Source organism: Heliorestis convoluta (assembly GCF_009649955.1).
Classification (GTDB): Bacteria; Bacillota; Desulfitobacteriia; order Heliobacteriales; family Heliobacteriaceae; genus Heliorestis; species Heliorestis convoluta.
On sequence record NZ_CP045875.1, the window covers coordinates 1543629 to 1569209 of the forward strand.

Genomic DNA, 25581 nt, shown 5'->3' on the forward strand with positions numbered 1-25581 from the left:
GGTGAGTAGAGATGAGTCATTTGCAAGAGGATATTGCTCGTGAGAGCTTGTTGACTCTGCTAGATGGGGAGCTTTTAGGAGAGAAGAGAGCAGAATCACTTATGAACGCTGTTATGGAAGGCAAGGTGCCTCCCATACAACTTGCAGGTATCTTGGTGGCTTTGCGGTTTATGGGAGAAAGAGAAGAAGAGTTGACAGGTCTGGCGCGAGCTATGCGCAACCGCGTCTATAGAGAGATGACTCCCTTTGTTCCTGCCAATTACCATGAGATCAAAGACTCTGTTGTAGATACTTGTGGTACCGGTGGCGATGGTGCAGGCACTTTTAATATCTCAACGGCGACAGCGATGGTAGTCGCAGCTGCAGGTGTTCCTGTAGCCAAACATGGCAACCGTGCTGTATCAGGCAAAGCAGGATCAGCAGATGTGTTGGAAGCGTTGGGCCTTGCTGTAGATTGTTCTCCCGAAAAATCATTTCAATGTCTCATGAAGACTGGCTTTGGCTTCTTTTTCGCACCGCAATGTCATCGGGCCATGGCTCATGCAGGACCTGTTCGTCGGGAACTGGGAGTGCCGACCTTATTCAATCTGTTAGGGCCTCTTACCAATCCCGCAGGTGCGAAGAGGCAATTGGTAGGTGTCAATCGTCCTGAACGAGTAGAATTGATGGCTCGAGTCTTGCGAGGTCTCGGTGTTACAAAAGCTTGTGTTGTTCATGGTCACGGCGGCCTAGATGAACTGACACTTACAGGCCCTTCGCAAGTGGCCTTCTTGAAAGAAGGAGAAATCGAGAACACCCTTATTGATCCGAAAGATTATGGTTTTTCTTACTGCCACATAGAAGAAGTAACAGGTGGAACAAAAGAAGAAAATGCAGCCATTCTTGAAAAAATATTTTATGGAGAGAAAGGTCCACAACGTGACATTGTTGTCTTGAACGCAGGTGCTACCTTCTATGTTGCTGATATTGTATCAGATTTGCGTGAAGGGATTGCACTTGCGGAAGTAACGATTGATAGCGGAAATGTTATCGCTTTATTACAAAAGATTAGAACTTTTATGCAGTAAAAGGAGGCGCAATTCTTGGCACAACCTCAAGTTACTTTAGAAGGTTTTCTGCAAAGGGTATGGGATTGCAAGCAAAAAGAGCTTGCAGAGGCAAAAGCAAAAGTTTCTTTTAAGGATTTAGAAAATGAAGTGGTCAACGTACCAGCGCCTCTCGATCTAGCCCAAGCGCTTCGGAATAAGGGCAACCCTATGAAAGTTATCGCTGAGATCAAGAGAGCCTCTCCATCTAAAGGCCTTCTTCATGGTAGTCTACAAGCGCCTGTAATGGCTAAAACGTATGAACAAGCTGGTGCAGCAGCTATCTCGGTCTTAACAGAAGAAAAATATTTTCAAGGCTCCTTACAAGATCTTCGAGATGTAAGAAATCAAGTGAACATTCCTTTGCTGCGAAAAGACTTTCTTTCGGATCCTTATCAGATTGTAGAAGCGAGAGTAGCCGGTGCTGATGCAGTTTTGCTTATTGCAGCTTTTCTTGGGCCTGCCTTGTTAACAGAAATGGTGCAGGCAGCCCTTCATTATAAAGTACAGCCGCTCATTGAAATTCATGATAGCCATGAAATTGCCTGGGTCAATGAAGCCATAACAAGTGGACAGAAAACAGATAGACAGTGGCAACCGATTGTGGGGATCAATGCCAGAAACCTACAAAGCCTTGTTGTTGATAAAGAACAGGTCTTAGAACTGGGAAAACAACTGCCTCAAGACCTGATTAAAGTCGCAGAAAGTGGCCTTAAAGAGCCAGAAGAAGTCTTAAAAGCAAAGCAAGCTGGCTTTGATGCCATATTGGTAGGAGAAGCATTGGTTACAGCAGACTATGCAGGCACAGCTCTAAGGAACCTAGTCAGTTTAACTTGAGGAGGCAATATCGACCGTGGCACGGGTAAAAATTTGCGGTATCGGTACCTATGAAGACGCTATGGTGGCGATTGAAAGTGGCGCCCATGCTATTGCTTTTAACTTTGTTCGAGCTTCTAAGCGCTATATTAACCCTGAAAAAGCGCGAGACATCATCTTGCAGCTACCACCTTTTGTATCGATAGTCGGTGTCTTTGCTGATGAACCTCGCTATAGTGTAGAAGAAATTGCTTCTTTATGTCGTCTTCAAGTTCTTCAGTTTCATGGCCAGGAATCGCCGGAATATTGTCGTCGATGGTCCTATCATACGATCAAAGCGTTTCGTCTTGCTGACGCTAAGAATGACATAGCGAAACAAGAACAGAGCAACGCTTTGTTCAGTTCATGGACTGCTCTGTTAGAAGAATCACAACAATATGACGTCGATGCTTTTCTCGTAGATGCCTACAGCCCTGGTGCATTGGGTGGGACAGGCAAAGCTTTTGATTGGTCTAAGATAGATGGCCCTCTTTCCAAACCTTTTGTTTTAGCGGGTGGACTTAATCCAGACAATGTAGCAGAAGCTGTAAGAATAGTTAAGCCCTATGGCGTTGATGTTGCTTCCGGTGTTGAAGTAGGTGGACGAAAAGATCCTGCCAAAGCCAAAGCATTTATCAATGCTGTTCATAAAGGAATAAGTCTCTACGGTGTTTCAATCTAATAACAAAGGTCCAAAAGGAGATTCAGAGATGTCAACAACTATAAAAGCCGGTCGCTTTGGTTATTTCGGTGGATCCTATGTACCGGAGACATTAAAGCCGGCCTTAGAAGAACTAGCGCAAGCCTATGAACAATACTCTCAAGATGAAGAGTTTCAAAATGAATTTATCTCTTACTTGAATGACTATGCAGGCAGGCCAAGCTTGCTTTATAAAGCAAATCGGTTAAGTGAACGCCTTGGTGGCGCTACGATTTATCTTAAACGAGAAGATCTAAATCATACAGGGTCACATAAGATTAACAACGTTCTTGGTCAAGCCTTATTAGCTTATAAAATGGGCAAAAAGCGTGTGATTGCCGAAACAGGCGCTGGTCAACATGGTGTAGCTACGGCAACAGCCTGCGCCCTCTTTGGATTATCTTGCGAAGTTTATATGGGTGCTGAAGATGTGAAACGACAGGCCCTTAATGTATTGCGTATGGAACTTCTTGGCGCCAAAGTGATTGCTGTAGACAAAGGCACAGCGACACTAAAAGATGCGATCAATGAAGCGCTTCGTGACTGGGTCACAAACGTTGATAGTACTTACTATTGCTTTGGGACTGCTGCTGGACCCCACCCTTATCCAAGTATTGTTCGAGACTTTCAATCGATCATTGGTAAAGAAGCACGAAAGCAAAGCTTACAAGCAGAAGGACGTTTGCCAGATGCTGTTATCGCTTGTATCGGCGGTGGTAGCAATGCCATGGGCATCTTCTCAGGCTTTATCGATGATCAAGAAGTGCCCCTGATTGGCGTAGAAGCAGGCGGCACAGGAATGGAACAAGGAAAGCATGCGGCCTCCCTCGTTGCTGGCAAGCCTGGTGTCTTACATGGGGCTCGTTCTTATCTATTGCAAGACCAATATGGTCAAGTTTTATCGACCCATTCCATTGCAGCAGGCTTAGACTATCCTTCTGTCGGTCCCCAGCTTGCTTACTTAAAAGATTGTGGTAGAGCAAACTTCGAAGTTATTACAGATCGTGAAGCTCTTGATGCCTTTGCTCTTTTAGCAAGTACCGAAGGGATATTGCCCGCTTTAGAAAGCTCTCATGCTGTTGCTCAGGCGATAAAAGTGGCACCTGCTATGAGAAAAGATCAATTTATCATTGTCAACCTTTCTGGTCGAGGCGACAAAGATGTGCATACACTGGCAGAGGAGATGGGCAAGAAATGGTAGAAGAAATGAAGAAAGGAACATACAAAGCCTTACGGGGGACTCAAAAAATTGAAGCCACCTTCGAAGCCTTGAGAAAAAAAGGCAGCAAAGCTTTTATTCCTTATATTACAGCAGGCGATCCTGATATAGCGACAACGAAAGAACTGGTTCTGGCCTTAGAGAACGAAGGGGCTCACATCATTGAGCTTGGAGTGCCTTTTAGCGACCCCGTAGCCGATGGACCTATCATACAAGAAGCCACAGCGCGCTCTCTTGCTGCCGGCACGACTTTGGCATCAGTCCTTGATCTGGTAAAGCAAGTACGACAGGAGTCAGAAATACCTCTGATTCTTATGACCTATTACAACTTACTTCTCGCCTATGGACTGGAAGAATTTGCTCGAGATGGTGCTAAAGCGGGTGTTGATGGCGTCATCATTGCCGATCTTCCTGTAGAAGAAGGCGATGAATTGCGTGAAGTATTAGATCCACAAGGGCTGGCTCTTGTGCCTCTTGTGGCACCAACATCAACACAAGAACGCTTGCAACGTATTGCAGAACATGCCCGTGGCTTTATTTACTGCGTTTCTTTAACGGGTGTTACAGGAGAAAGGCAAGAATTGCCGCCCGATGGCGAGAAGCTGCTTCAACGAATGAGAGAAGTGACCGATCTACCGCTGGCTCTTGGTTTTGGCATCTCGAAAGCGGAGCAAATTCCTTATATGGCAGAAAAAGCCGATGCTGTTATTGTTGGTAGTGCCATTGTAAAAGTAATTGCCCAGAATCTGAATGAAAGAGAAAAGCTGGTACCCCAGGTGGCTTCTTTGGTACGGCAAATGGTGCAGGCTTTGCCACAAAAATTGACAATTAAATAATTCAATCATTGTCAGCCGGTGGAGGCTGTGATATAGTTTATTTTGTAGGACCTTGCCAGAGCAAGGTGTGTAGTATGGGTAGTAGGCATGGAGTTTTGATTTTTTTGGATTCCCAATGTTGTAGGATGGTAGCACGGTAGGAGCCATGAAGATTTTTTAGGCACTCCACCTGTTCTGTTGGAGTGTCTTTTTGTCTCTTTATGAGAAATACCGATTGCCAAACCTTCCGAACGGAAAGATTAAAAGCAAAGAAAAGGGAGGCGTGGATAATGATCATTGTGATGAACCGAGGGGCATCGGATGAAGCCATCGATGCGGTCTGCGAAAGGTTACAGAAAGAAGGATTTGTGATTCATCTATCTAAAGGTGTGGAGAGAACCATTATTGGAGCGGTCGGTGATAAGACGCGCATTGATCGATCTAACTTGGAGGCATTGCCTGGTGTGGAGAAAATTGTCCCGATTTTACAACCCTTTAAGTTAGCGGGAAGAGATTTCCGTCAAGAAGACACAGTGATTCGAATTGGTGATGTAGAAATAGGTGGCGATCAGGTTCAGATTTTTGCTGGTCCTTGCGCCGTCGAGAGCTGGGAGCAATTGATTGAGTCGGCTCGAGCTGTCAAAGCGGCTGGTGCTAAAATTTTACGAGGCGGTGCTTTTAAGCCTCGCACATCACCCTATGCTTTTCAAGGTCTCGAAGAAAAAGGCTTGCAGCTACTAGCACAGGCTCGAGAAGAGACGGGTCTGTTAATTACGACAGAAGTAATGGATCCACGTAGCATCGAAGTAATTGCTCATTACAGTGACATATTGCAAGTCGGCGCTCGCAATATGCAGAACTTTTTCCTGCTCAAAGAGCTATCGAGAGTCAACAAACCGATTTTACTAAAACGAGGCTTATCTTCGACCATAGAAGAATGGTTGATGGCAGCAGAATACTTAATGGCTGGTGGCAACCACCAGGTGATTCTTTGTGAACGAGGCATTCGTACCTTTGAGACATACACTCGCAACACGCTGGATTTAAGTGCCATCCCCATAGTAAAGCAAATGAGCCATCTACCGGTAATTGTTGATCCCAGTCATGGCACAGGGAAGTGGCAACTTGTTCGTCCTATGTCCAAAGCAGCTCTCGCCGCCGGTGCCGATGGGATTATGATCGAAGTTCATCCTAACCCCAGTGAAGCTTTGTGCGATGGACCGCAGTCCTTAACACCTACCAATTTCGAAGCTTTGATGGAAGAATTGCGTACAATGACTCGAATGATGGGGAAGACTTTATAATAATTGAGAAGCAGCAAAAGGTTTTGGAGGTTATATGAAAGAAAAAACCGTTAGAGCCGGTTATTTAGGACCTGAGGGAACCTTCAGTGAAGAGGCCGCTCAGGTCTTTTTTTCTGATCAAGAACAACAGGTTTCTCTATCTCCCTACCCATCCATTACGTCTCTTTATGATGCTTTAGGAACCCGGGAGATTGAGTCGCTGTATTGCCCGTGGAAAACTCCATTGAAGGAACCGTAAATCAAACGCTTGACGAATTGATTGAAAATCCCTCCTTGTTAATCAGTGGTGAAATAATTGTGTCGATTCACCATTGCTTACTTGTTGCACCTGATTGTGACTGGCGACAGGTAGAAAAAGTTTTTTCTCACCCCCAGGCGCTGGCCCAATGTCGACCTTTTCTAGAGAAAAAATTACCAGGTGCAACTTTGATTCCTACTTTATCGACGGCCGAAGGTGCGCAAAAAGTAACTACAATGCAAGGAGATGAAAAGAAGTATTCCGCAGCCATAGCTTCTGCCTTTGCAGCTTCTCGTCATGACTTGCAGGTGGCCAACTTCTCTATTCAAAGTCATGATAATAACAAAACGCGCTTCTTGGTCATGAGCCGCCAACTTACAGAGCCAACAGGAGACGACAAGACGTCGCTTGTCTGTGCACTGCCACAAGATCGACCCGGTGGACTGTACAGTATCTTAAAAGAGTTTGCAGAAAGACAGATTAATTTGACTCGCATTGAATCAAGACCAACCAAGCAAGAGTTGGGACACTACCTCTTTTATATTGATTGTGTAGGTCACCAACGAGATCCCAGGGTTGCAGAAGCTTTAAAGGCTATCGGTAAGAATTCGATTCTGACACGCATACTAGGCAGTTACAAAAAGGGAGCGGTACAAGAATGAGCAGCCTTTTTTCCCAGCAGGACCAGCACTGTTCCTTTCAAAGAATTGCTATTATCGGTATGGGCTTAATCGGTGGCTCTATGGGGATGGCCTTACGACAAGGTAACATGGCAACAGAAGTGGTTGGTTGTGATCGTAATGAAGAAAGTTTAGCCCTAGCTCTTACAACCCAAGCGGCCCATCGTGTAGAAAAAGAAATTGCCAGAGCTGTCGAAGGGGCAGACTTGATCATATTAGCTACGCCAGTACGGACCTATCCGAAAATCCTAGATGCCATGAAAAAGCACTTAGAACCGGGTGCCATTGTAACAGATGTTGGTTCTACCAAAAGTTGGGTTGTACAAGAACTTGAGTCGATGTTAGGTGAGAAAAACCCTTTTGTCGGTGGACATCCGATGGCTGGTTCAGAAAAAAAAGGCATCGAAGGAGCCGATCGCTATCTCTTAGAAAATGCAGTCTATGTGCTTACGCCAAGTGAGCGAACAGATCGCAATGCATTAAAAAAAGTAGAGAAAATGGTGCAATCTTTAGGTGCTCGCACTTTAGAACTTTCGCCGGAAGAACACGATACCATGGTGGCTATGGTCAGCCACCTCCCTCACATGGTTGCCGTTGCACTTGTTGATACACTGGGAGAAGTGACAAAAACTCAACCTGAAGTGACCATGCTGGCCGCCGGTGGTTTCAGAGATACGACAAGAATCGCGGCCGGAGACCCGCAGATGTGGTTCGACATAGCTTGTACCAATCGCAAGCATTTGGTAGAAAAAATCGAGCACTTCCAAAGGCTTTTGACGCAATTAAAAGATGAAATCATTGCCTGTGGCCCTTCTTCCTCTAACGTCAAAAACGAGGGTCTTTCACAGAGTCCACAAGAACCTTTAAAAGGGCGGCTACATCGAGCTCGCGAGCTTCGCTTAACCATCCCCGGGAAAGCGAAAGGACTCCTGCCGGGCATTCACGAAGTTGTTGTAACAGTGCCCGATCGTCCTGGTATGATCGGGCATATAGCACGATTGTTAGGCGATGAAGAAGTGAACATAGCTGATATTGAAATCTTACGAGTCCGAGAAGGTCATGGCGGTACCATTCGTGTTGGTTTTTATAAAGAGGAAGAAGCAGAAAAAGCGTTGCAAATTCTAAGTCAAGATGGAATTATTGTGAAGAGATGGTAAGGAGGAGTGGCTCTGTGCAAGGACAGGACGTTGTCGTAAAAGGACTGGGGCCTTTGCAAGGTGATCTCACTGTGCCCGGTGATAAGTCGATTTCTCATCGTGCAGTTATGTTCGGCTCTTTAGCAAAAGGGCAGACAAGGATCAAAAACTTTTTGCCGGGTCAAGATTGCCTATCGACGATTGCTTGCTTTCGCAAGATGGGTATAGCCATCTCCCAGCCAACAGCGACAGAAGTAATCGTACAAGGTCAAGGGCTACAGGGATTGCAAGAGCCTGGTGATGTTCTAGATGTAGGTAATTCAGGGACGACCATGCGTTTGATGACAGGTATCTTAAGTGGTCAACCTTTCTTCTCTGTTCTTACAGGCGATGACTCCATTCGAAGTCGACCGATGGGACGGGTGACGGAACCTCTAAAAAAGATGGGAGCTACGATTCTAGGACGTCAAGATAGCAAAAAAGCACCCTTAGCCGTTGCAGGGACAGGAAGACCTTTACAAGCCATTGATTATAGCACTCCTGTAGCCAGCGCCCAGATCAAGTCGGCAATTTTATTGGCAGGACTCTATGGCGATGGTATTACAACGGTCCGAGAACCTCACCGCTCTCGCGATCACACTGAACGAATGCTTACGGCCTTTGGTGCAACAATCAGGCAATCGACAAATCCGTCGGTTGAAGGCTTTTTCAGTTCTATAGAAAGTTTTCCCACTTTACAGGGACAGGACATAGAGGTACCCGGTGATATTTCTTCGGCTGCTTTTTTACTTGTAGCCGCTTCTATCGTTCCGCAATCACAGTTGCGCATTCGCAATGTCGGTGTTAACCCAACCAGAGATGGCATCATCGAAGTTTTACAAGCCATGGGCAGTTCGATCCAGCAAGAAAATGAACGCATCGTAGCAGGGGAACCTGTCGCTGACCTAATTGTGAAATCGGCTTCTTTGCAGGGGACGACCATCGGAGGAGACTTGATACCACGGCTTATTGATGAGATACCGATTCTAGCTGTGGCTGCCCTTTGCGCGCAAGGAAAAACAGTGATTCGTGATGCCGCTGAACTACGGGTTAAAGAATCGGATCGCATTGCCGTCTTAGCTGGAGAGTTACGAAAGATGGGGGCCACCATAGAAGAACATCCTGACGGCATGACCATTTGTGGTTTTCAACGCCTACAAGGCGCTACAGTAGAAAGTAAGGGCGACCATCGCATTGCTATGGCTTTAGCCATTGCAGCTCTTGTGGCAGAAGGTAGCACAACGATCCAAGATGCAGGCGCTGTCGATGTATCTTTTCCAGGCTTTTTTTCTACATTGAAGCTGCTGCAGCAATGAGAAAAATATGGTACAATACCGGCAGAAAAAGTGGCTGAAGGAGATTTTGTAACAGTGATAGAACCGATACAAATCGCAATTGATGGCCCTGCTGGTGCTGGCAAAAGTACGGTAGCCAAAGAAGTAGCTCGACGATTGGGCTTCCTCTATATAGATACAGGTGCCATGTATAGAGCAGTAACTTGGCTAGCCCTAGAAAGAGGTCTTTCTTTACATGATGAAGAAGTTCTCACGGCACTAGCCCAAGAGGCATCGATTCAGTTACTCCGTAAGGGTGACAGTCTCGCTGTGCTTGTAGATACTATTGACGTAACAGATGCAATACGAAGTCCTCAAATTTCTAGCAATGTCTCACAGGTGGCTGCTGTCGCTGGTGTACGCATGGTACTGGTAGAGCAGCAAAGAGCCATGGCCAAATCTCAAAATGTTGTTATGGATGGTCGTGATATTGGCAGTTATGTATTGCCTTTTGCGCAAGTAAAAATATTTCTGACTGCCTCCATTGAAGAGCGAGCGCATCGTCGTTATCTGGAATTTATGAACAAAGGCATTCCGGTAGAGGAAGAAAGACTGCGACAAGAGATTCGACGTCGCGATGAACAAGATGCTTCTCGCGATGTGGCTCCTCTTGTTCGGACAGCAGATGCTTTTCTCATTGACACAACAGGACTGGGAATAGAAGAAGTAATTCAAAAAATCCTAGATCTTCTGCCAAACCGTGGAGGCAGGTGAAGGCTGTGGAACATGAAGTTAATAAAGAGAAGGATTTTTCTCCTCATGAACGACCTTCCTGGATCTTTCGTTTTTTTCGCCCGCTAATCATCTGGTTCTTTGCTAGAATCTGCCGTTGGGATGTACGAGGCCTTGAGAATATCCCCCGACAGGGACCTGTTATTATCGCTTCTAATCATATATCGAACTGGGATCCTTTGATTGTCGGTTGTGCTGTCCATCGGCCTGTTCATTTTATGGCCAAGATGGAATTGTTTAAGATACCCATACTTGGAGCGCTGCTTCGTAACTTTGGTGCTTTCCCCGTAGAAAGAGGCGGCACGGGGCGAAAAGCTTTGAAGAAATCGATAGAATTGCTCGCTGAAGATAAAGTGATAGGCCTTTTTCCAGAAGGAACAAGAAGCAAAACGGGTACCCTAGGAGAAGGCAAATCGGGCGTTGCTTTAATTGCGGCCAAGTCTGGTGCCTCGATCGTACCGGTTGGCTTGTATAATACCTCTCAGGTTTTTTCTCGAGGTAGATTTAATTCTTTTGTGGTCTCCTTTGGTAAGCCCCTTGTCATCGAGACTGGAGCAGGGGAAAAGATATCGAGTCAGAAAATACAAGAAATAACAGATCAAATTATGACTTCCATTGCAGAGCAAATTGAGGAAGGCCGTAAAAACCATTGCGCTTAAGAAAAATAAAAGCAAAGTAGCCTGCTAGTTTTTTTTCCCCTCATAGCGCAAGCGAAAGGGGAATTTTTATATGTCAAGCAGGAATTATACGTTTTATCTCGAAAATAGTACCAGAACAAGGCAAGGAGTGATGGGATTGCAAGTCATCCTGGCGGAGCACGCTGGGTTCTGTTTTGGCGTTCAGAAGGCTCTGGACAAAGTGGAAGAAGAGTTACAAAAGCATGATCATGTTTCCACCTATGGTCCCTTGATTCACAACCCCCAGGTTGTTGAAAGATTGGCTCAGCAGGGTGTTCAGGCAATCGAAGACCTGCATACAGCCAATCCGACGCGGGTTGTAATCCGCTCTCATGGCGTCGGCCCTGAAGTATACAGCTGCGCTGAGCAACGGGGCTTCACTGTTATCGATGCCACTTGCCCTTTTGTCAAGAAAGTACAAAAGGCTGCACAGCGCTTCACTGATCAAGGGTACCAGGTTCTTGTAGCAGGGGACCGAGAACATCCAGAAGTTCAAGGCATCGTTGCTTGGACCGGCGGAAAGGCCTTGGTTGTAGCTAATCAAAAAGAGGCAGAAGCGTTAAACCTCTTGGGTAAGGTGGCGTTAATTGCGCAAACTACGCTTAAGGAAAGTACTTTGCGTGAGATAAGCCAGGCTCTTCATCAGAAAGAGTTACAGGTAGAGGTTGAGAATACCATCTGCTCAGCCACAGCGAAGCGGCAAGAAGCAGCCCAAAAGCTGGTTGAGCAGGTTGATGTGATGGTGGTCATCGGAGGCCGCAATAGCTCTAATACGAAAAAGCTAGCGCAGATCTGTCAGGAAGCAGGTGTACCCACCTATCACATAGAGAAGCCTGAAGAACTGGATTGTCATTACTTTAAGAATGTTCAAAAAGCCGGCGTTACGGCAGGGGCATCAACACCCCATTGGATAATCGAGGAGGTAGTTCAAAGAATGTCCGAGTGGAACCAGGAAGAAAACGAGAACAAAGAAATCGCTACAGAGCAAGAGGCTGCAAAGGTAGAAGAGGAAGTAACCTCTCAAGATGTTGAGATGGAAGATATGGGTAGCTCTTTCGAAGAGACTTTCAAGAAGTACGAAGAAGAACACAAAAAGTACGAAGAAGGTCAGCTTATCACAGGTGAAGTTGTTAAAGTAAGTTATGATGAAGTACTTATCCACGTTGGTGGTAAGTCAGAAGGTGTTATTCCTCGTAGAGAGATTGCACCGCGCGTACCAGAGAATGTAGAAGAGATTGTGAAAGTTGGTCAAAAGATCCCAGTTATTGTATTGCGCGCAGAAAATGAAGACGGCACTCTTCTATTGTCTCGTCGCAGAGCCATCGAGAAAGAGAAAATGGTATCCTTAAAAGAAGCCAAAGAGCGCGAAGAGATTCTAACCGGTGAAGTCGTTGCTGCCGTCAAAGGTGGTCTACGCGTTGACATTGGCATTATCGGCTTCGTTCCTGCTTCTCATGTAGAGCGTGGTTTTGTTGAAAACCTTGATCAGTATGTAGGTCAAACACTAAGAATGAAGATTATGGAAATCGATGATCAGCGCAACAATGCTGTTTTATCGCAAAAAGTCGTTCTCGAAGAAGAATATCAAAAAGCTCGTAAAGAGACATGGGGAGAAATTGAAGAACATCAAAAACGTCGCGGTACCGTTCGTCGTTTAACGGACTTTGGTGCTTTTGTTGATCTAGGTGGCGTCGATGGACTTCTTCACATTTCAGAAATGTCTTGGGGACGAATTAAGCATCCCGGCGACGTGTTAAAAGAAGGCGATCTAATCGAAGTTTATGTTCTCAAAGTAGATCGCGATAAAGAAAAAGTATCCTTAGGGCTCAAGCAAGTATTGCCCAATCCATGGGATACGGTTGCTGAAAAGTATCCTATCGGCTCGATCATTGAAGTAACAGTCGTTCGACTAACGACGTTCGGTGCCTTTGCCGAGCTAGAGCCTGGCGTAGATGGCTTAATTCACATTTCCCAGTTGGCCGACCGTCGTGTCAACAAACCAGAAGATGTTGTTGCAGTCGGACAGCAAGTAACTGTCAAAGTATTAGATATTAAAGAAGATGAGCGCCGTATCTCTTTAAGCATTCGTGCTGTACAAGATGATCAAGAACAAGAAGAAGTGCAATCCTACTTGGACAATCAAGAGGGTTAAAGATAGCCTTCTTCCCTTGAACTTACGCACAAGCTTATTACGGGATGGTAGCTGATTTGAATTAGTAACAAAAAAGCGGGGCAATGGTCCCGCTTTTTTCTCTTTCTAAATATAGAAGGTAGGTAGGCTTTATGATTTTAGTGATAGCCGAAAAGCCTTCAGCAGCTCGTGAAATTGGGCGTGTCATCGCACCCAATGCGAGAAAAAACAGCCAGGGCTTTTTAGAAAATGAAAACTTTGTCATAGCTCATGCCAGAGGACATCTCGTAGAACTGCAATTGCCCGGGGAAATCGACGGCAAATATAAGAGATGGAATCTAAACAATCTGCCCATTTTACCCCATACCATTCCATTGAAAATACGCAGCAGTACTGCAAAAGAGTTCAAAGCATTAAAAGGCCTATTGTTGCAGAGACGGTTTCGTTATGTTGTCTGTGCTACCGATGCCGGTCGTGAGGGTCAGTTGATTTTTGATTATATTTATGAGTTGGCTCAATCTTCTTTGCCCGTTAAACGGCTCTGGCTTTCTACTTTTACCGACGAAGGGATCAAAAAAGCCTGGGTTGCAATGAAGAATTACGATGAATATTCGGGTTTATCAAAAGCAGCGCGCTTACGAGCACAATCAGACTGGATTGTAGGCATGAATGCTTCACCGGCCCTGTCTTTATGTGCTGGTAGAAAGATTAATGTGGGTCGGGTTATGACGCCTACACTTACTGTAATTGCCCAACGTACGGAAGCACATCGTAACTTTCATCCGGAGCCGTACTTTCTTGTAAAAGCTTTATTTGGCAATACCTATTGGGGGACCCTTCTTGCAGAAGATAGTGACACCATCCATCGTTTGCAAGATAAGGCTCTTGGCGCAGCCATTATAGAAAAAATTGAAGGCCAAACAGGTGAAGTGCTGTGGCAAGACAATAAAAAAGAATGGCAAAGTGCGCCGCCACTTTTTAATCTTTCTGATCTACAAGTGACAGCTGCGAAAGCCTTTGGCTTTACAGCCGATAAGACTCTGTCCCTGGCTCAAGCGCTTTATGAAAAACACAAATGCCTTTCGTACCCTCGTACTTCTTCACGACATCTAGAGCCTTCTCTGACAGCACAACTTCCGTCAATTATCCAGGTGGCTGAAGCCATTCCAGAACTATGCACGATAGCTCGTTCTATTCTTCATGCACCCTTGCCTCGCTTAAGCAAAAAATATATGGACAGTACCAAAGTAACGGATCACCACGGTTTGATTCCTACCGACAAAAAAGTAGGGTTAGATCGATTAACAAGCGATGAAAAAGCGATTTACTTACTGGTGTTACGTCGCTTTTTGGCGATTTTTTTACCACCTGCACAATATGAGAAAAAAGAAATTATTACGGGACTGCCACAGCAAGAAGACGATAAGTTCTATCGGTTTCGCTCTCGTGGAAAAAGACTGCTTAGTCCGGGTTGGCTTGTCCTTTATGAACAGGGTGACAACAAGACAGCAAAAGACGATGATAGTCGCGAAAAGGATGGAGAAGAATCACAAAACTTACCGGATGTTGCAGTCGGCGACCGCTATCTCGTTACAAAGACTTCTCTTGAAGAGAAAATGACAACAGCACCCCCTCTTTTTAATGATGGAACGATCATTAAAGCGATGCAGAACATTGCAGAGTTCATCGATGACAAAGCCTTAAAGGGAATCTTAAAACCACTAGGATTAGGTACAGAAGCAACACGAGCCGCTATCCTTGAAAAACTGATAAAGCTTGATATGATTGAGCGAATCGGCAGAGGTAAAGTAAAACAGCTGGTAGCCACTGACTTTGGTATGCAAGTCGTACAGGCCATTCGTGACGAGTCGATTAAATCACCGGCGTTAACAGCATTGTGGGAAGATAAGTTAGCACAAATAGAAGAAGGAACCTTGTCGGAAGAGAGCTATCGCCAAGAGTTAAACCTTTATATACATACTTTAATTGATAACTTGCAAAAAGCAAAAGTCGTTGAAAGTTCAACAACAAATTCTACAGCAAAGATTGACAACATAGCTATAAAAAAGAATCAAGGGAATACCAATGAAAAGGGAACCCTAGAAAAAACTTCAAGTGAAAAAAATATTGGACTTTGCCCTCTCTGCCAAGGAGAAGTAATTGAAGGTCGCAAAGGCTTTGGGTGCTCGAACTGGAAAAAGGGATGTACCTTTGTAATCTGGAAAGAGATCGCCGGCAAAAAACTGACGATGGCCTCCTTGCGAAAATTGCTTCGAGACGGCAAGACAGGTACTTTAAAAGGATTCCGTTCTAAAGCTGGAAAAACATTCTCAGCGGCTCTGGTTTTACAAAATGGCAAAGTGGAGTTTCTTTTTTGATGGCATACACTTATATTTTGCAATGTGTGGACGGTACCTACTATACGGGCTGGACTGTAGATCTGGTAAAAAGAGTAAAAACTCACAATGCAGGGCTAGGCGGTGCCTATACAAGAATTCGTTTGCCCGTGCAATTGGTCTACTGGGAATGCAAAGATACGAGGCAAGAAGCACAACGACGAGAGTGGGAAATTAAACAACTCAAAAGAGCTCAAAAACAGGCGTTAATAGACGCTTTTTCGCTTTCTATAGAAAAATCCAGAGAAAAAAGCCTCATGAACCAAAGTTCATGAGGCTTTTTTTTTAGAAGAAAGGGCAATGTAGACCTTTATTGCTTATTCGGTTCATTCTCACCGTCTCGCTCCGGCAAAGGTTCAGAAAAAGGAATAAGGTCTGGTTTTTTTACAGGTCTTGGAGGCATAGGCTTTAGAGGCTTTTCAATCGGTTTCTCGATCGGCTTTGGTGGTAGAGGCTTTTCAACTGGCTTTTTTACAGGTGGTGGTGGTACATCGATTGGTTTCGGTGGTAAAGGCTTCTCAATGGGCTTCGGTGGCAGAGGCTTTTCAATCGGCTTTTTCGGTGGTGGTGCTGGTTTTTTGATTGGCTTGGGCGGCTCTTCAATTGGTGCGACAGGCTTTGGTACAGCGGGGATTTTGGGTGGTGGGCACGGTTTTTTAGGCGCTTTGGGAGGAAGTGGCTTTCGTTCCGGAATGGGAGATAGAGCCGGCGGAGGACAAGGTTTGGTGGGCAAAGTTGGTTTCACATCTTCCTTCATGCATAGGAACATCATTTGCATATGTTTATATAACCGCCGATACATATGCTGACCATATTGATCCATCATGGCTCTAACCATTTGTTCCGTTCGCATTTCATGTTCTCGCATCAACCGATGGCACTCTTCAATTGGTTCTCTTTTTACCGGTTTTTTCACATGCTTTGGAGGGTGACAGGGGTAGGGTGGGTAACGACAATCACACATCGAAGGGTCCCCTTTCCAAATCAATCATATAAAAAGATATCGTTAATTATCGCTACATCATATGTAGATTCACTGATTCTGGTGACGGCGTAAAAAGAAGTAAGAGAACTGGTTGACATGATAGGAAAAAAGTATAAATGAAAGGAGTGATAGTGATGTCATTTTTATTAAAAAAAATGCTGCTACTGCTAAGCATTGCGCTAGTTATAGTCACATTTCCTCAGAAATCCTATGGAGAAGAGCAAATTGTTTTCAGTGGTTCTCAGGCCAACGCTTTTGATAGGGCCATGGAAATTGAAGATTTATCAAAGAGAACTTTGATTTATGGAAACTTCTCCGTTAAAGGTCAGCGTGATTTTTTTCAAGTAAAAGCTCAAAAAGGAGAAACTGTAAATATTGAAATGGCCATACCTCAAGTAGACGCTCTCAATACTTTTCGCCCTTCTTTTTTTCTGGTGGGACCAGACTTACCAACTTATGATGAGTTACCATTTTTTCTGCCCCTTTCTTCGGACTATGGAGCTTATAAAGTTATGCCTTCGGAGCAAGAAAAAGATTATCTAGATCCCATGACAGGAAACCTATACTGGATAACACAAGCTTTTCAGTATCCTATCACAACAACAGGAGACTACTATATCATTGTCTACGATGAAAAAAAGCAAGAAGGAAAATATTTGCTAAAAATTGGTCAAAAAGAAGAAAAGTATTTCTACCAGGCCCTCCTTCAGCCAATCAATTTCTTGGCCTTTCGTAGTTGGTATAATCCCTTACAAGTGCTAATACCCTTAGCCCTCATTGCCATGGCAGGCCTTATATTTATCATCAACATCATAAAACGGAAGCACTAAAAATAAATTGTGTAACTTCTTCATTCCCTCTTGCTCTTGAGGACAAAGAAGCTTATAATGTCTACGGTACAGAGAAATATTCCTCCGTGTGTGGACAGAGGTGAGACTGTGGAAAAGGGAGGAAGGCGGTTCTATCTCGTTGATGGCTCTATTTTGCCAGAAGCAATCTTGAAGACGGCCCTGGCCAACGAGATGCTGGCCAAAGGCGAAGTGAGCAAGGTCAGCGAAGCCGTCGAGAAAGTAGGTCTTAGTCGAAGCGCCTACTATAAATACAAAGATGGCGTTCTTCCTTTTCAAGGGAATGGACGCTCTCATATTCTCTCCGTTCGCTTGTTGCTAGAACATCAACCTGGCATTTTATCTCGTGTTCTCCATACAGTAGCGTCTGTAGATGGTAATATTTTAACAATTAATCAATCGGTGCCAGAGAAAGGGTTAGCGCCTGTTTTATTGGTGCTCGATATTTCTCGGCTTTCTGTTGTCATTCCTCGATTGCAAGAGGAACTAAAGCAGTTACAAGGTGTAAGACAAGTTCAACTCGTTGCCGATGAATCCTCAGAGACGAATCATCAAAAAGAGGTGTAATTAAGATGAAAAAAGCGATTGGCATTGCTTTATTAGGTCTTGGTACAGTAGGTGGCGGCACCTATCGGATACTGGAGAATCGAAGAAAAGAAATCGAACAACGTTTGGGACAGCCCATTGAAGTTAAGAAAGTTCTTGTTAGAGATGTGAATAAGCCAAGAGCTACGGCTGTGCCTATAGAGCTACTAACGGACAATCCCGCAGAAGTTATGAACAACGAAGAAATCAACATTGTTGTCGAGTTAATGGGTGGTATTGAACCTGCTTTTACCTATATTAAAGATGCCTTAGAAGCTGGCAAAAGTGTTGTTACGGCTAACAAAGATCTCATGGCTCTTCATGGTGGCGAGTTATTGGCCCTAGCGGAAAGCAGAGGTGTTGATCTAGAGTTTGAAGCTTCTGTTGCCGGTGGAATTCCCATTATTCGACCCCTGAAAGTTTGCTTAGCCGGCAATCGCATGGAAGAGCTAAAAGGGATTATCAATGGTACGACGAACTTTATTCTGACGAAAATGACCCAGGAAGGCAGCGATTTTTCAGAAGTACTAAAGGAAGCACAAGAGCTTGGTTATGCAGAAGCAGATCCGACTTCTGACGTAGAAGGTCTTGATGCAGCTCGTAAGCTTGCGATTTTAGCATCGATTGCCTTCAACACTCGTGTGCCTCTCGATCAGGTTTATGTAGAAGGGATTACGAAAATCTCGGCTCGCGATATTGAATATGCCCGTGAGATGGGCTACACTATCAAGCTTCTGGGCATTGCCAAGGAAGAAGAGGGACAAGTAGAAGCGCGCGTTCACCCTGCTATGATTCCTTCTTGCCATCCTTTGGCTGCTGTCAATGATGCCTTTAACGCTATTTTTGTACGTGGTGATGCTGTCGGAGATGCTATGTTCTATGGTAGAGGCGCCGGTGACTTACCTACAGGCAGCGCTGTTGTTGGTGACATCATTGATGCAGCACGAAATCACATTCGTCAAAATCGTGGCCGCATTAGTTGCACTTGTTACGATGAAAAAGTCATCAAGCCATTTGGACAGATCTCTTGTCGCTACTACTTGCGTCTACGTGTAGCAGACAAGCCTGGTGTGCTTGCTGCCATTGCTGGCGTATTGGGTGATCATGAAGTGAGTATTCAGACAGTCATTCAAAAAGAACAAGTTGATAAAGATGCAGAAATTGTCCTGGTTACCCACAAAGTCAAGGAAGAAAATTTGCAGAAAGCATTGCAAATTCTTGATAGCATGGATATTGTAGAAAAGATTGATAATGTCATACGGGTAGAGCAAGATTAGTGTTAATTCTTGCAGAATAGTGCATAAACCATTAGAATAATCAGAGATTGAGTGAAAGGGTATCGGAAAGGGGCAGAACAATGTCGGATTGGCAAGGGATTATCCCTGCATACAAAGATTTTCTTCCAGTCACAGAGCGTACGCCTATGTTAACGCTAAAAGAAGGCAATACACCGTTAATTAAAGCACCTCGGCTGTCAGAGCAGGTAGGTGTAAACTTATATTTTAAGTTTGAAGGTATGAATCCGACAGGTTCTTTTAAAGATCGTGGCATGGTCATGGCTGTTGCCAAAGCGGTTGAAGAAGGCGCGCAAGCGATTATGTGTGCTTCGACAGGCAATACGTCGGCAGCGGCAGCAGCTTATGCGGCTCGTTGTGGTATTAAATGTATTGTTCTCATTCCAGAAGGAAAAATTGCCCTTGGCAAATTGGCACAAGCTCTTATCTATGGCGCGAAAGTGATTTCTATAGAAGGCAACTTTGACGAAGCTTTGAAGATTGTACGCAACATTTGTGCCAATCACCCAGTAACACTGGTCAACTCTGTGAATCCTTATCGGATTGAAGGACAAAAAACAGCTGCTTTTGAAGTTTGTCAACAACTTGGAGCCGTGCCTGATTATCTGGCCATTCCTGTGGGCAACGCAGGCAATATTACAGCCTATTGGAAAGGCTTTGTAGAATGGCACCAAGCAGGCAAAGTAGATAAACGGCCGAAAATGATCGGTTTTGAAGCAGAAGGTGCTGCAGCCATTGTCTACGATCGTGTTATTGAGAAGCCAGAAACAGTGGCCACAGCCATTCGAATTGGCAACCCGGCCTCCTGGGAGAGTGCTGTTAATGCAGCAAAAGAATCAGGCGGCTTGATCGATTATGTAACAGACGAAGAGATTTTGGCGGCCTATCGTTTGCTAGCATCGCAAGAAGGGATTTTCTGTGAGCCTGCATCGGCAGCTTCTTTGGCTGGTGTGATCAAAAAGAGACAACAAGGTCTGCTCCGTGATGGAGCCACTGTCGTTTCCGTTCTTACCGGACATGGCTTAAAAGATCCTGATAATGCCATTGCCTCTGTAGCTGGAGGACCAATCATGGTGCCGGCGACAGAAGAAGCGGTCCTGCGGGAGGTTTTTTAACATGACAGCCGCCAGGACTTCTGGTTTCGTGCGCGTCAAAGTCCCGGCGACAACAGCGAACCTAGGTCCCGGCTTTGATACACTCGGTATGGCTTTAGAGCTTTACAATATCGTTGAATTAACAGCTCTTCCCCAAGGAGAGCTCGTGGTAGAAATAGAAGGAGAAGGTATCTCCAACATTCCGAGAGATGATTCGAATATTGTAATAAAAATAATTCGACAAGTCTATGCCAAAGCGAAGATGCAACCTTGTGGCTTCAAGCTTAAACTGATCAACCATATTCCTGTAGCAAGGGGTCTTGGTTCATCGGCAGCTGCTCTTGTCGGTGGTGCTGTTGCAGCCAATGAGCTTTGTGGCAATGTTCTCACAGATCAGGAAGTCTTAGAACTCGTAACGACTTTTGAAGGCCATCCCGATAATGTAGCGCCAGCTCTTTTTGGTGGTGTTGTTGTATCGGCAGAAGTGCAAAATGCCCAAGGCTCGGAAGTAGTCAGTCGCAAAATTCCGCCACCTTATGGCTTAAAAGCACTGGTTGCTATACCGGACTTTCACTTGGCTACCAAAAAAGCACGCAGTGTTTTGCCACGACAAGTGCCTTTCGAAGATGCTTTGTTTAACCTTTCTCGTGTAAGCATGGTTATTATGGCCTTTGTCCATAACGACTGGGAACTTTTAGGAAAAGTAATGGATGATCGTTTGCATCAGCCTTACCGAGAAGAATTGATTCCAGGGATGAAAGATGTCTTTGCTGCTGCTTATGATGCCGGCGCTATTGCTGCCGTTTTGAGTGGTGCTGGCCCTACGCTAATTGCTTTTGCCCGAGAAAATACAGAAGACATTGCCAGAGCCATGAAAGAGGCTTTTGAGCGTCATGGTGTGAAGGCTACAATTCAAGAATTAAAGCCAAGTCCCGTCGGGGCGAAAGTATTCTAACAAAGGAAGTGAAGGTTGTGCCCATAGTAGTTCAGAAATTCGGTGGCTCTTCGGTCGCCAACGCTGAACGGATCAAACGTGTGGCCCGACGGGTCGTAGAAACGAAAGAAGCAGGCAATCAAGTGATTGTAGTCGTATCAGCCATGGGTGATAGTACCGATGATCTGATCGAACTAGCCAATCAAATCAACGAAAAACAAAAACCGCAAGCTCGTGAGATGGACATGCTCTTGGCGACAGGAGAACAAGTATCAATTGCTTTACTCGCCATGGCCATTGCTCAACTGGGGCATGAAGCGGTCTCTTTAACAGGCCCGCAGGCAGGCGTTATGACCGAATCTGTTCACTGCAAAGCTCGAATTGTAGATATTCGTACAGAGCGATTGCAAAAAGAATTAGAGGCCGGTCGCATCGTAATTGTTGCTGGATTCCAGGGTCTTACTGCCAACGGGGACATTGCCACTTTAGGCCGTGGTGGTTCTGATACAAGCGCTGTCGCTCTAGCAGTCGCAATTGGTGCACAAGTGTGTGAAATCTTTACAGATGTTGATGGCGTCTATACGACCGATCCTCGTGTCGTTCCCAGAGCCCAGAAATTATCAAGAATTACTTATGATGAAATGCTAGAATTGGCCAGTTTAGGGGCCCAAGTTCTTCACCCGCGTTCAGTAGAACTGGGTAAAGCTTATAAAATGCCTATACATGTACGGTCTAGTTTTAATCATAATGACGGAACGATGGTGCAGGAGGCAGAAGGAGATATGGAAAAAGAGTTAATGGTCAGTGGTGTGACCTATGATATGAACGTAGTCAAGGTAGGTCTTTTTGACGTGCCCGATCGCCCCGGTATTGCAAGAATTCTTTTTACTGCACTGGCAAAAGCACATGTCAACGTAGACATGATCATACAAAGTGCCATGCACAATGAAAGAAACGATATATCTTTCACCGTAGGGCAAAGCGATCAAGAAGTGGCTGTTGCTGTCGTTCAACAAGTGAAGGAAGAAATCGGAGCTGGTGGTGTTATCTATGATGATAAAGTCGCCAAAGTTTCCATTGTTGGTGCGGGAATGATTAGTAGACCGGGTGTTGCTGCCCTGATGTTTGAAGCCATTTCCGAAGAAGGCATCAACATTGAAATGATTTCTACATCGGAAATTAAAGTTTCCTGTGTTATTGTGGCTGAAGATGCCAAAAGAGCTGTACAAGCAATTCACCGTAAGTTCGAACTCGATGGATTGGATGCAGTGAATTGTGAAGGATTTGCAACAGCCTAAAAACAAAGAAAACCCTGTCAGAGATGAACTGATAGGGTTTTCTTTGTCTATACAGCATAAAAATACAAAAAAAAAGCAGCCAACACCGGGGAGGTTGACCGCTAAGGTAGGAGCAAAAATGTATGCAAACATGGTTTGCGCATGTCCGATCTTATCACAAAATAATTTTCGTTGTCTAGGAAAAAATTAGTGAAACTATGCACAATGAAGAAAGATTCAGCACATACATAACAGGATTTCAAAGAAACTACTAGAATTTATGATTTATATCCTATGATTCCGTCAAAGTATAACGAATCAGTCATACCTTGTTGGGCACAACCCTTTGATGAAAATCACTAAAAATAAAGTAGTTACCAAAGATGAGAAAGAGAGAGGTTACTATGGTTTCAAAAGAAGAACAAGAAGAAGCGGTCCTTTCCGTGATTCATCGATACGACGAGCCTATCGGCTCAGGCAACATTCGTGAAAAAGTGGCAGAACGAGGTTTTCAGATCAGCGAAGCAACGGTGGGGCGATTGCTGAAAGACTTCGACAACCTCGGTTATACGCAGAAAATAGGTTACCAAGGGCGTATTATTACGAAGGAAGGCTACAGGCGTCTTTGCGAATTAAAGCATCGTCGTGAAAGAGAGTGTCTAAGCTTAGAATTGGCTGATAGCCTTTGCCCAGAAACACAAAAAAACATGCTAGATCTTTTAGTAGCCCGTCGAGCGATTGAAGGGGAAATAGCTTCTCTCGCAGCAGAACATATTCGAAAAGAAGAAATAATGGCTTTAGAAAAAATCTTAGAACATCAGATATTGCATCATCAACGAGGCGAACTTGCTGTAGAGCAAGACTTGGATTTTCATCGCATCGTGGCGCAAGCTTCACGAAATGAAATTCTAGAAAAAGCCATCTCACTGATTCGACAGCAAGGCCGTCATGCTACTTCTTTAGAGTACATACGACAACAGGTAAGCAAATCAACGATAGAAGATCATCAACAAATCTATCAAGCTATATGTGAAGGTGACGCAGAAAAAGCTCGTCAAGCCATGATACAGCACATTGAAAATCTGATGAAAGATGTAAAAACCTATTGGCGCTATAAAGAAAATCAAAAAAAGTAAGGAAAAAGAGAAAAAAAGATCTTTTACAAGAAGGATTTTCATCTTCAAAAGCGAATTGATATAACTATCGCAACTCATCAATGATGAGCGATGAATGGAGGTGACGCTTTTTGACGGATCCATACAGCAAAGGTCTTTTGAAAGTTCATCCCTATGCCAAGAAAAAAGATGTGACGGGTGAACTGGTTGCCATTCTCGATGGGAAAATAGAAAATCGCGGCTTAAAGCTAATTAAACCCATCTCAAGAGTTCTCTGCGAAGATGAAATTCATGAAATTATCATCACCGATGAACAAGATGCAGCGCCAGGTAAAGAAGTAAACGCCATTGCCTATCTCGCTTTTTTTGAATTAAAAGGTGGCGGTGTCATTGTTACAGGTGATGAAGTATACCTGAAAGGAAAACTTATAGGACAAATCGCCGGTTTTGATGAAACCCATATGCCCAATCATATCAACATTATTGTCAAATCTGCAGAACGTTACACTGGCATGGAAATTAATGCTGAAATCGGAATGCAGTTATTGATAAAAAAACCTTAAGCAAACTTCATTAATGAAATGCGGAATTTTAGTTTCAAAATTCGAAAGGAGTTTCACTGTGAGCAAATTCAAGTACAAGTTCCAAATGTATAAGAACCTTCAAGCGAGCCTTCCAGCAATTTATGGAGAAGCAAAAAAAGCAGCCGATGAAATTGGCATTCCCACAGAAATTCGAGGCAAATTCGGTCTCACCGGTGCCATCTCTGGATGCCCTGCACCGCTTCGCAAAGACATTGTAGAAGCGGGCGAAAAAGCAGGTCAAGAAGTAGTCCCTCTCGCAAAATATGTCGATGAGATTCGAGAAATTGTAAAAGACGTTTATGGTGAAGAATACGATGCTGCGCCTACAAGCACTTGCGAAGCGGCACTTTGGCTTACCTTCGACTGCCTCTTCACACCACCGAATTTAGGTCGCGGCGATAATTATAGAGCTCGCTATATAGCTCCTTATGAAAAACATCTCCATCACCAAGGTGCCTACGGTCGTCCTTTCCCTGCAAAGTACAAAGATATTTTTGCCGATCGTGGCACCACAGCCGGTGAATTGGGCTTCTATGGCAAAAGGCAAAACAACCTTGACAGCATTATCGTTCCACTAGAAGGTGCCAAATACGATGTTCACGGCATTAAGTACCATCCGACGCCTTTGCTTTCAGGTGTAGATGCAGAAGCTTCATTGAAAAAGCTGCAAGAAGTAGCAGCTCAGCAAGCTGAAAGCCTAACAGGCCTCACTTCCTTAGGCTATGACACGCCAGGTTATGGATATGCGCAACAAGATGATGAAGGAACGCCTCTACTGCAAAAAGGCTTGTCTGACATAGCTAAGAAATACAACGTTCCATATGTGATTGACAATGCCTGGGGTATTCCTTTTGCAGGGACAAGCATCGTCAAAACAGGTGCCGACGTTATGGTCTATGCCATGGACAAGGCAACAGGAGCGGCCACATCCGGTCTTATTATCGGTAAAGAAGAGGTAATGGTTCCCCTTCGCAGAGCCATGGGCATGCATGGTGACCGCTTCGGAACGACAGCTTCCTATGGTAAAGCTGCTTATGTAACCTTTGATCCCGGTAAAGAAGCACTGGCTACACAAGTGCAAGCACTGAAAGTGCTTCGTGACAATCCAGAAATCGTTACAAAGCCTGTAGATGATTTAGAGCGACTCGTTCGTGAAGAGTTTGCGAATATTCATCCAAGATTAAAAGAAGGCATTGTCATTACCAAGTCCTATAACTCTACAGCGGTAGAAGTGAACTATGAAGGTACTTGGAAAGATGGCATGGGCCTACCCATCTTCTCCATTGAAGATATGTATGCGGGATCAAACATTTTCCAAACAGGCATGGCCCAGATGGGTGTAATTCCAACAGTCGCTTATGATGGCAATATCTTTATCTCTCCCGGTCTCGGTACGACAGATGAAGAAGGTCAATTAAATGAAGAATTGTCTCGCTATGCCATTCGTGCTCTCGTACGATTGCTAGAAATCGTTGGTCGTCACGTTGGTATTATCGAGTAAAAAAGTGCCTCAAAAGCACTAG

23 protein-coding genes and 1 pseudogene are annotated in these 25581 nt (G+C 44.6%); 23 read left to right on the forward strand and 1 reads right to left on the reverse strand.

Features of this window, described 5'->3' with window-relative positions; translation table 11 throughout:
• Window positions 1–11 precede the first annotated feature (11 nt).
• The 14 genes and pseudogenes from trpD to FTV88_RS07445 all read left to right on the forward strand — a co-directional run bounded on the left by trpD (window position 12) and on the right by FTV88_RS07445 (window position 15616).
• Complete coding sequence (gene trpD, locus FTV88_RS07375) at window positions 12–1067, forward strand: anthranilate phosphoribosyltransferase (protein WP_207707931.1); 1056 nt, start codon at window positions 12–14, stop codon at window positions 1065–1067.
• 15 nt (window positions 1068–1082) lie between these two features.
• Window positions 1083–1922 (forward strand): indole-3-glycerol phosphate synthase TrpC, encoded by an 840-nt coding sequence (trpC, locus tag FTV88_RS07380; protein WP_153725042.1) that lies wholly within the window; start codon window positions 1083–1085, stop codon window positions 1920–1922.
• A 16-nt stretch (window positions 1923–1938) separates the two neighbouring features.
• Window positions 1939–2622: a phosphoribosylanthranilate isomerase gene (locus FTV88_RS07385; RefSeq protein ID WP_153725043.1), complete on the forward strand. Its 684-nt coding sequence runs from the start codon at window positions 1939–1941 to the stop codon at window positions 2620–2622.
• 28 nt (window positions 2623–2650) lie between these two features.
• Complete coding sequence (gene trpB / locus FTV88_RS07390; RefSeq protein WP_153725044.1) at window positions 2651–3841, forward strand: tryptophan synthase subunit beta; 1191 nt, start codon at window positions 2651–2653, stop codon at window positions 3839–3841.
• A complete protein-coding gene (gene trpA / locus FTV88_RS07395; protein WP_243137404.1) occupies window positions 3835–4695 on the forward strand; it encodes a tryptophan synthase subunit alpha in 861 nt (286 codons plus the stop codon). Before trpB ends, trpA begins: the two co-directional genes overlap by 7 nt.
• 269 nt (window positions 4696–4964) lie before the next feature.
• Window positions 4965–5978, forward strand: a complete 1014-nt coding sequence (gene aroF / locus FTV88_RS07400; protein WP_153725045.1) for a 3-deoxy-7-phosphoheptulonate synthase — start codon at window positions 4965–4967, stop codon at window positions 5976–5978.
• A 34-nt stretch (window positions 5979–6012) separates the two neighbouring features.
• Window positions 6013–6878: pseudogene (pheA, locus tag FTV88_RS07410) on the forward strand (prephenate dehydratase).
• Window positions 6875–8053: a prephenate dehydrogenase gene (locus FTV88_RS07415; protein ID WP_153725048.1), complete on the forward strand. Its 1179-nt coding sequence runs from the start codon at window positions 6875–6877 to the stop codon at window positions 8051–8053. Before pheA ends, FTV88_RS07415 begins: the two are co-directional and overlap by 4 nt.
• Complete coding sequence (aroA, locus tag FTV88_RS07420) at window positions 8047–9387, forward strand: 3-phosphoshikimate 1-carboxyvinyltransferase (RefSeq protein ID WP_153725049.1); 1341 nt, start codon at window positions 8047–8049, stop codon at window positions 9385–9387. Before FTV88_RS07415 ends, aroA begins: the two co-directional genes overlap by 7 nt.
• 54 nt (window positions 9388–9441) lie before the next feature.
• Complete coding sequence (cmk, locus tag FTV88_RS07425) at window positions 9442–10119, forward strand: (d)CMP kinase (protein ID WP_207707932.1); 678 nt, start codon at window positions 9442–9444, stop codon at window positions 10117–10119.
• A gap of 5 nt (window positions 10120–10124) precedes the next feature.
• On the forward strand, window positions 10125–10796 hold the full coding sequence (locus FTV88_RS07430; RefSeq protein ID WP_162007942.1) for a lysophospholipid acyltransferase family protein: 672 nt from the start codon (window positions 10125–10127) through the stop codon (window positions 10794–10796).
• 130 nt (window positions 10797–10926) lie between these two features.
• Window positions 10927–12966, forward strand: coding sequence for a bifunctional 4-hydroxy-3-methylbut-2-enyl diphosphate reductase/30S ribosomal protein S1 (locus tag FTV88_RS07435; protein WP_243137489.1), 2040 nt, complete (start codon window positions 10927–10929; stop codon window positions 12964–12966).
• Window positions 12967–13097: 131 nt separating this feature from the next.
• Window positions 13098–15323 carry a type IA DNA topoisomerase gene (locus FTV88_RS07440; RefSeq protein ID WP_153725052.1) on the forward strand — a complete coding sequence of 742 codons (2226 nt, stop codon included), beginning with the start codon at window positions 13098–13100 and terminating at the stop codon, window positions 15321–15323.
• Window positions 15323–15616, forward strand: coding sequence for a GIY-YIG nuclease family protein (locus tag FTV88_RS07445; protein ID WP_153726557.1), 294 nt, complete (start codon window positions 15323–15325; stop codon window positions 15614–15616). Before FTV88_RS07440 ends, FTV88_RS07445 begins: the two co-directional genes overlap by 1 nt.
• Before the next feature lie 35 nt (window positions 15617–15651).
• Here the strand turns inward: FTV88_RS07445 and FTV88_RS07450 are convergent, their stop codons facing one another.
• A complete protein-coding gene (locus FTV88_RS07450; RefSeq protein ID WP_162007943.1) occupies window positions 15652–16305 on the reverse strand; it encodes a hypothetical protein in 654 nt (217 codons plus the stop codon).
• Between the two features lie 155 nt (window positions 16306–16460).
• Between FTV88_RS07450 and FTV88_RS07455 the strand changes: the two genes are divergently transcribed.
• From FTV88_RS07455 to FTV88_RS07495, 9 genes are all read left to right on the forward strand, one after another.
• Window positions 16461–17156, forward strand: coding sequence for a hypothetical protein (locus FTV88_RS07455; protein WP_153725054.1), 696 nt, complete (start codon window positions 16461–16463; stop codon window positions 17154–17156).
• A gap of 108 nt (window positions 17157–17264) precedes the next feature.
• Window positions 17265–17741, forward strand: coding sequence for an ACT domain-containing protein (locus tag FTV88_RS07460; protein ID WP_153725055.1), 477 nt, complete (start codon window positions 17265–17267; stop codon window positions 17739–17741).
• Between the two features lie 5 nt (window positions 17742–17746).
• Window positions 17747–19036 (forward strand): homoserine dehydrogenase, encoded by a 1290-nt coding sequence (locus tag FTV88_RS07465; protein WP_153725056.1) that lies wholly within the window; start codon window positions 17747–17749, stop codon window positions 19034–19036.
• Window positions 19037–19116: 80 nt separating this feature from the next.
• Complete coding sequence (gene thrC, locus FTV88_RS07470) at window positions 19117–20169, forward strand: threonine synthase (RefSeq protein WP_153725057.1); 1053 nt, start codon at window positions 19117–19119, stop codon at window positions 20167–20169.
• 1 nt (window position 20170) lies between these two features.
• Window positions 20171–21103, forward strand: a complete 933-nt coding sequence (thrB, locus tag FTV88_RS07475; protein WP_153725058.1) for a homoserine kinase — start codon at window positions 20171–20173, stop codon at window positions 21101–21103.
• A gap of 17 nt (window positions 21104–21120) precedes the next feature.
• On the forward strand, window positions 21121–22380 hold the full coding sequence (locus FTV88_RS07480) for an aspartate kinase (RefSeq protein WP_153725059.1): 1260 nt from the start codon (window positions 21121–21123) through the stop codon (window positions 22378–22380).
• A 383-nt stretch (window positions 22381–22763) separates the two neighbouring features.
• The gene (locus FTV88_RS07485) at window positions 22764–23495 is read left to right on the forward strand and encodes a FadR/GntR family transcriptional regulator (RefSeq protein ID WP_162007944.1); all 732 of its coding nucleotides are present in this window, start codon (window positions 22764–22766) and stop codon (window positions 23493–23495) included.
• Window positions 23496–23605: 110 nt separating this feature from the next.
• Complete coding sequence (locus tag FTV88_RS07490; RefSeq protein WP_153725061.1) at window positions 23606–24037, forward strand: DUF6917 domain-containing protein; 432 nt, start codon at window positions 23606–23608, stop codon at window positions 24035–24037.
• 58 nt (window positions 24038–24095) lie between these two features.
• On the forward strand, window positions 24096–25559 hold the full coding sequence (locus FTV88_RS07495; RefSeq protein WP_153725062.1) for a hypothetical protein: 1464 nt from the start codon (window positions 24096–24098) through the stop codon (window positions 25557–25559).
• Window positions 25560–25581: the final 22 nt, after the last annotated feature.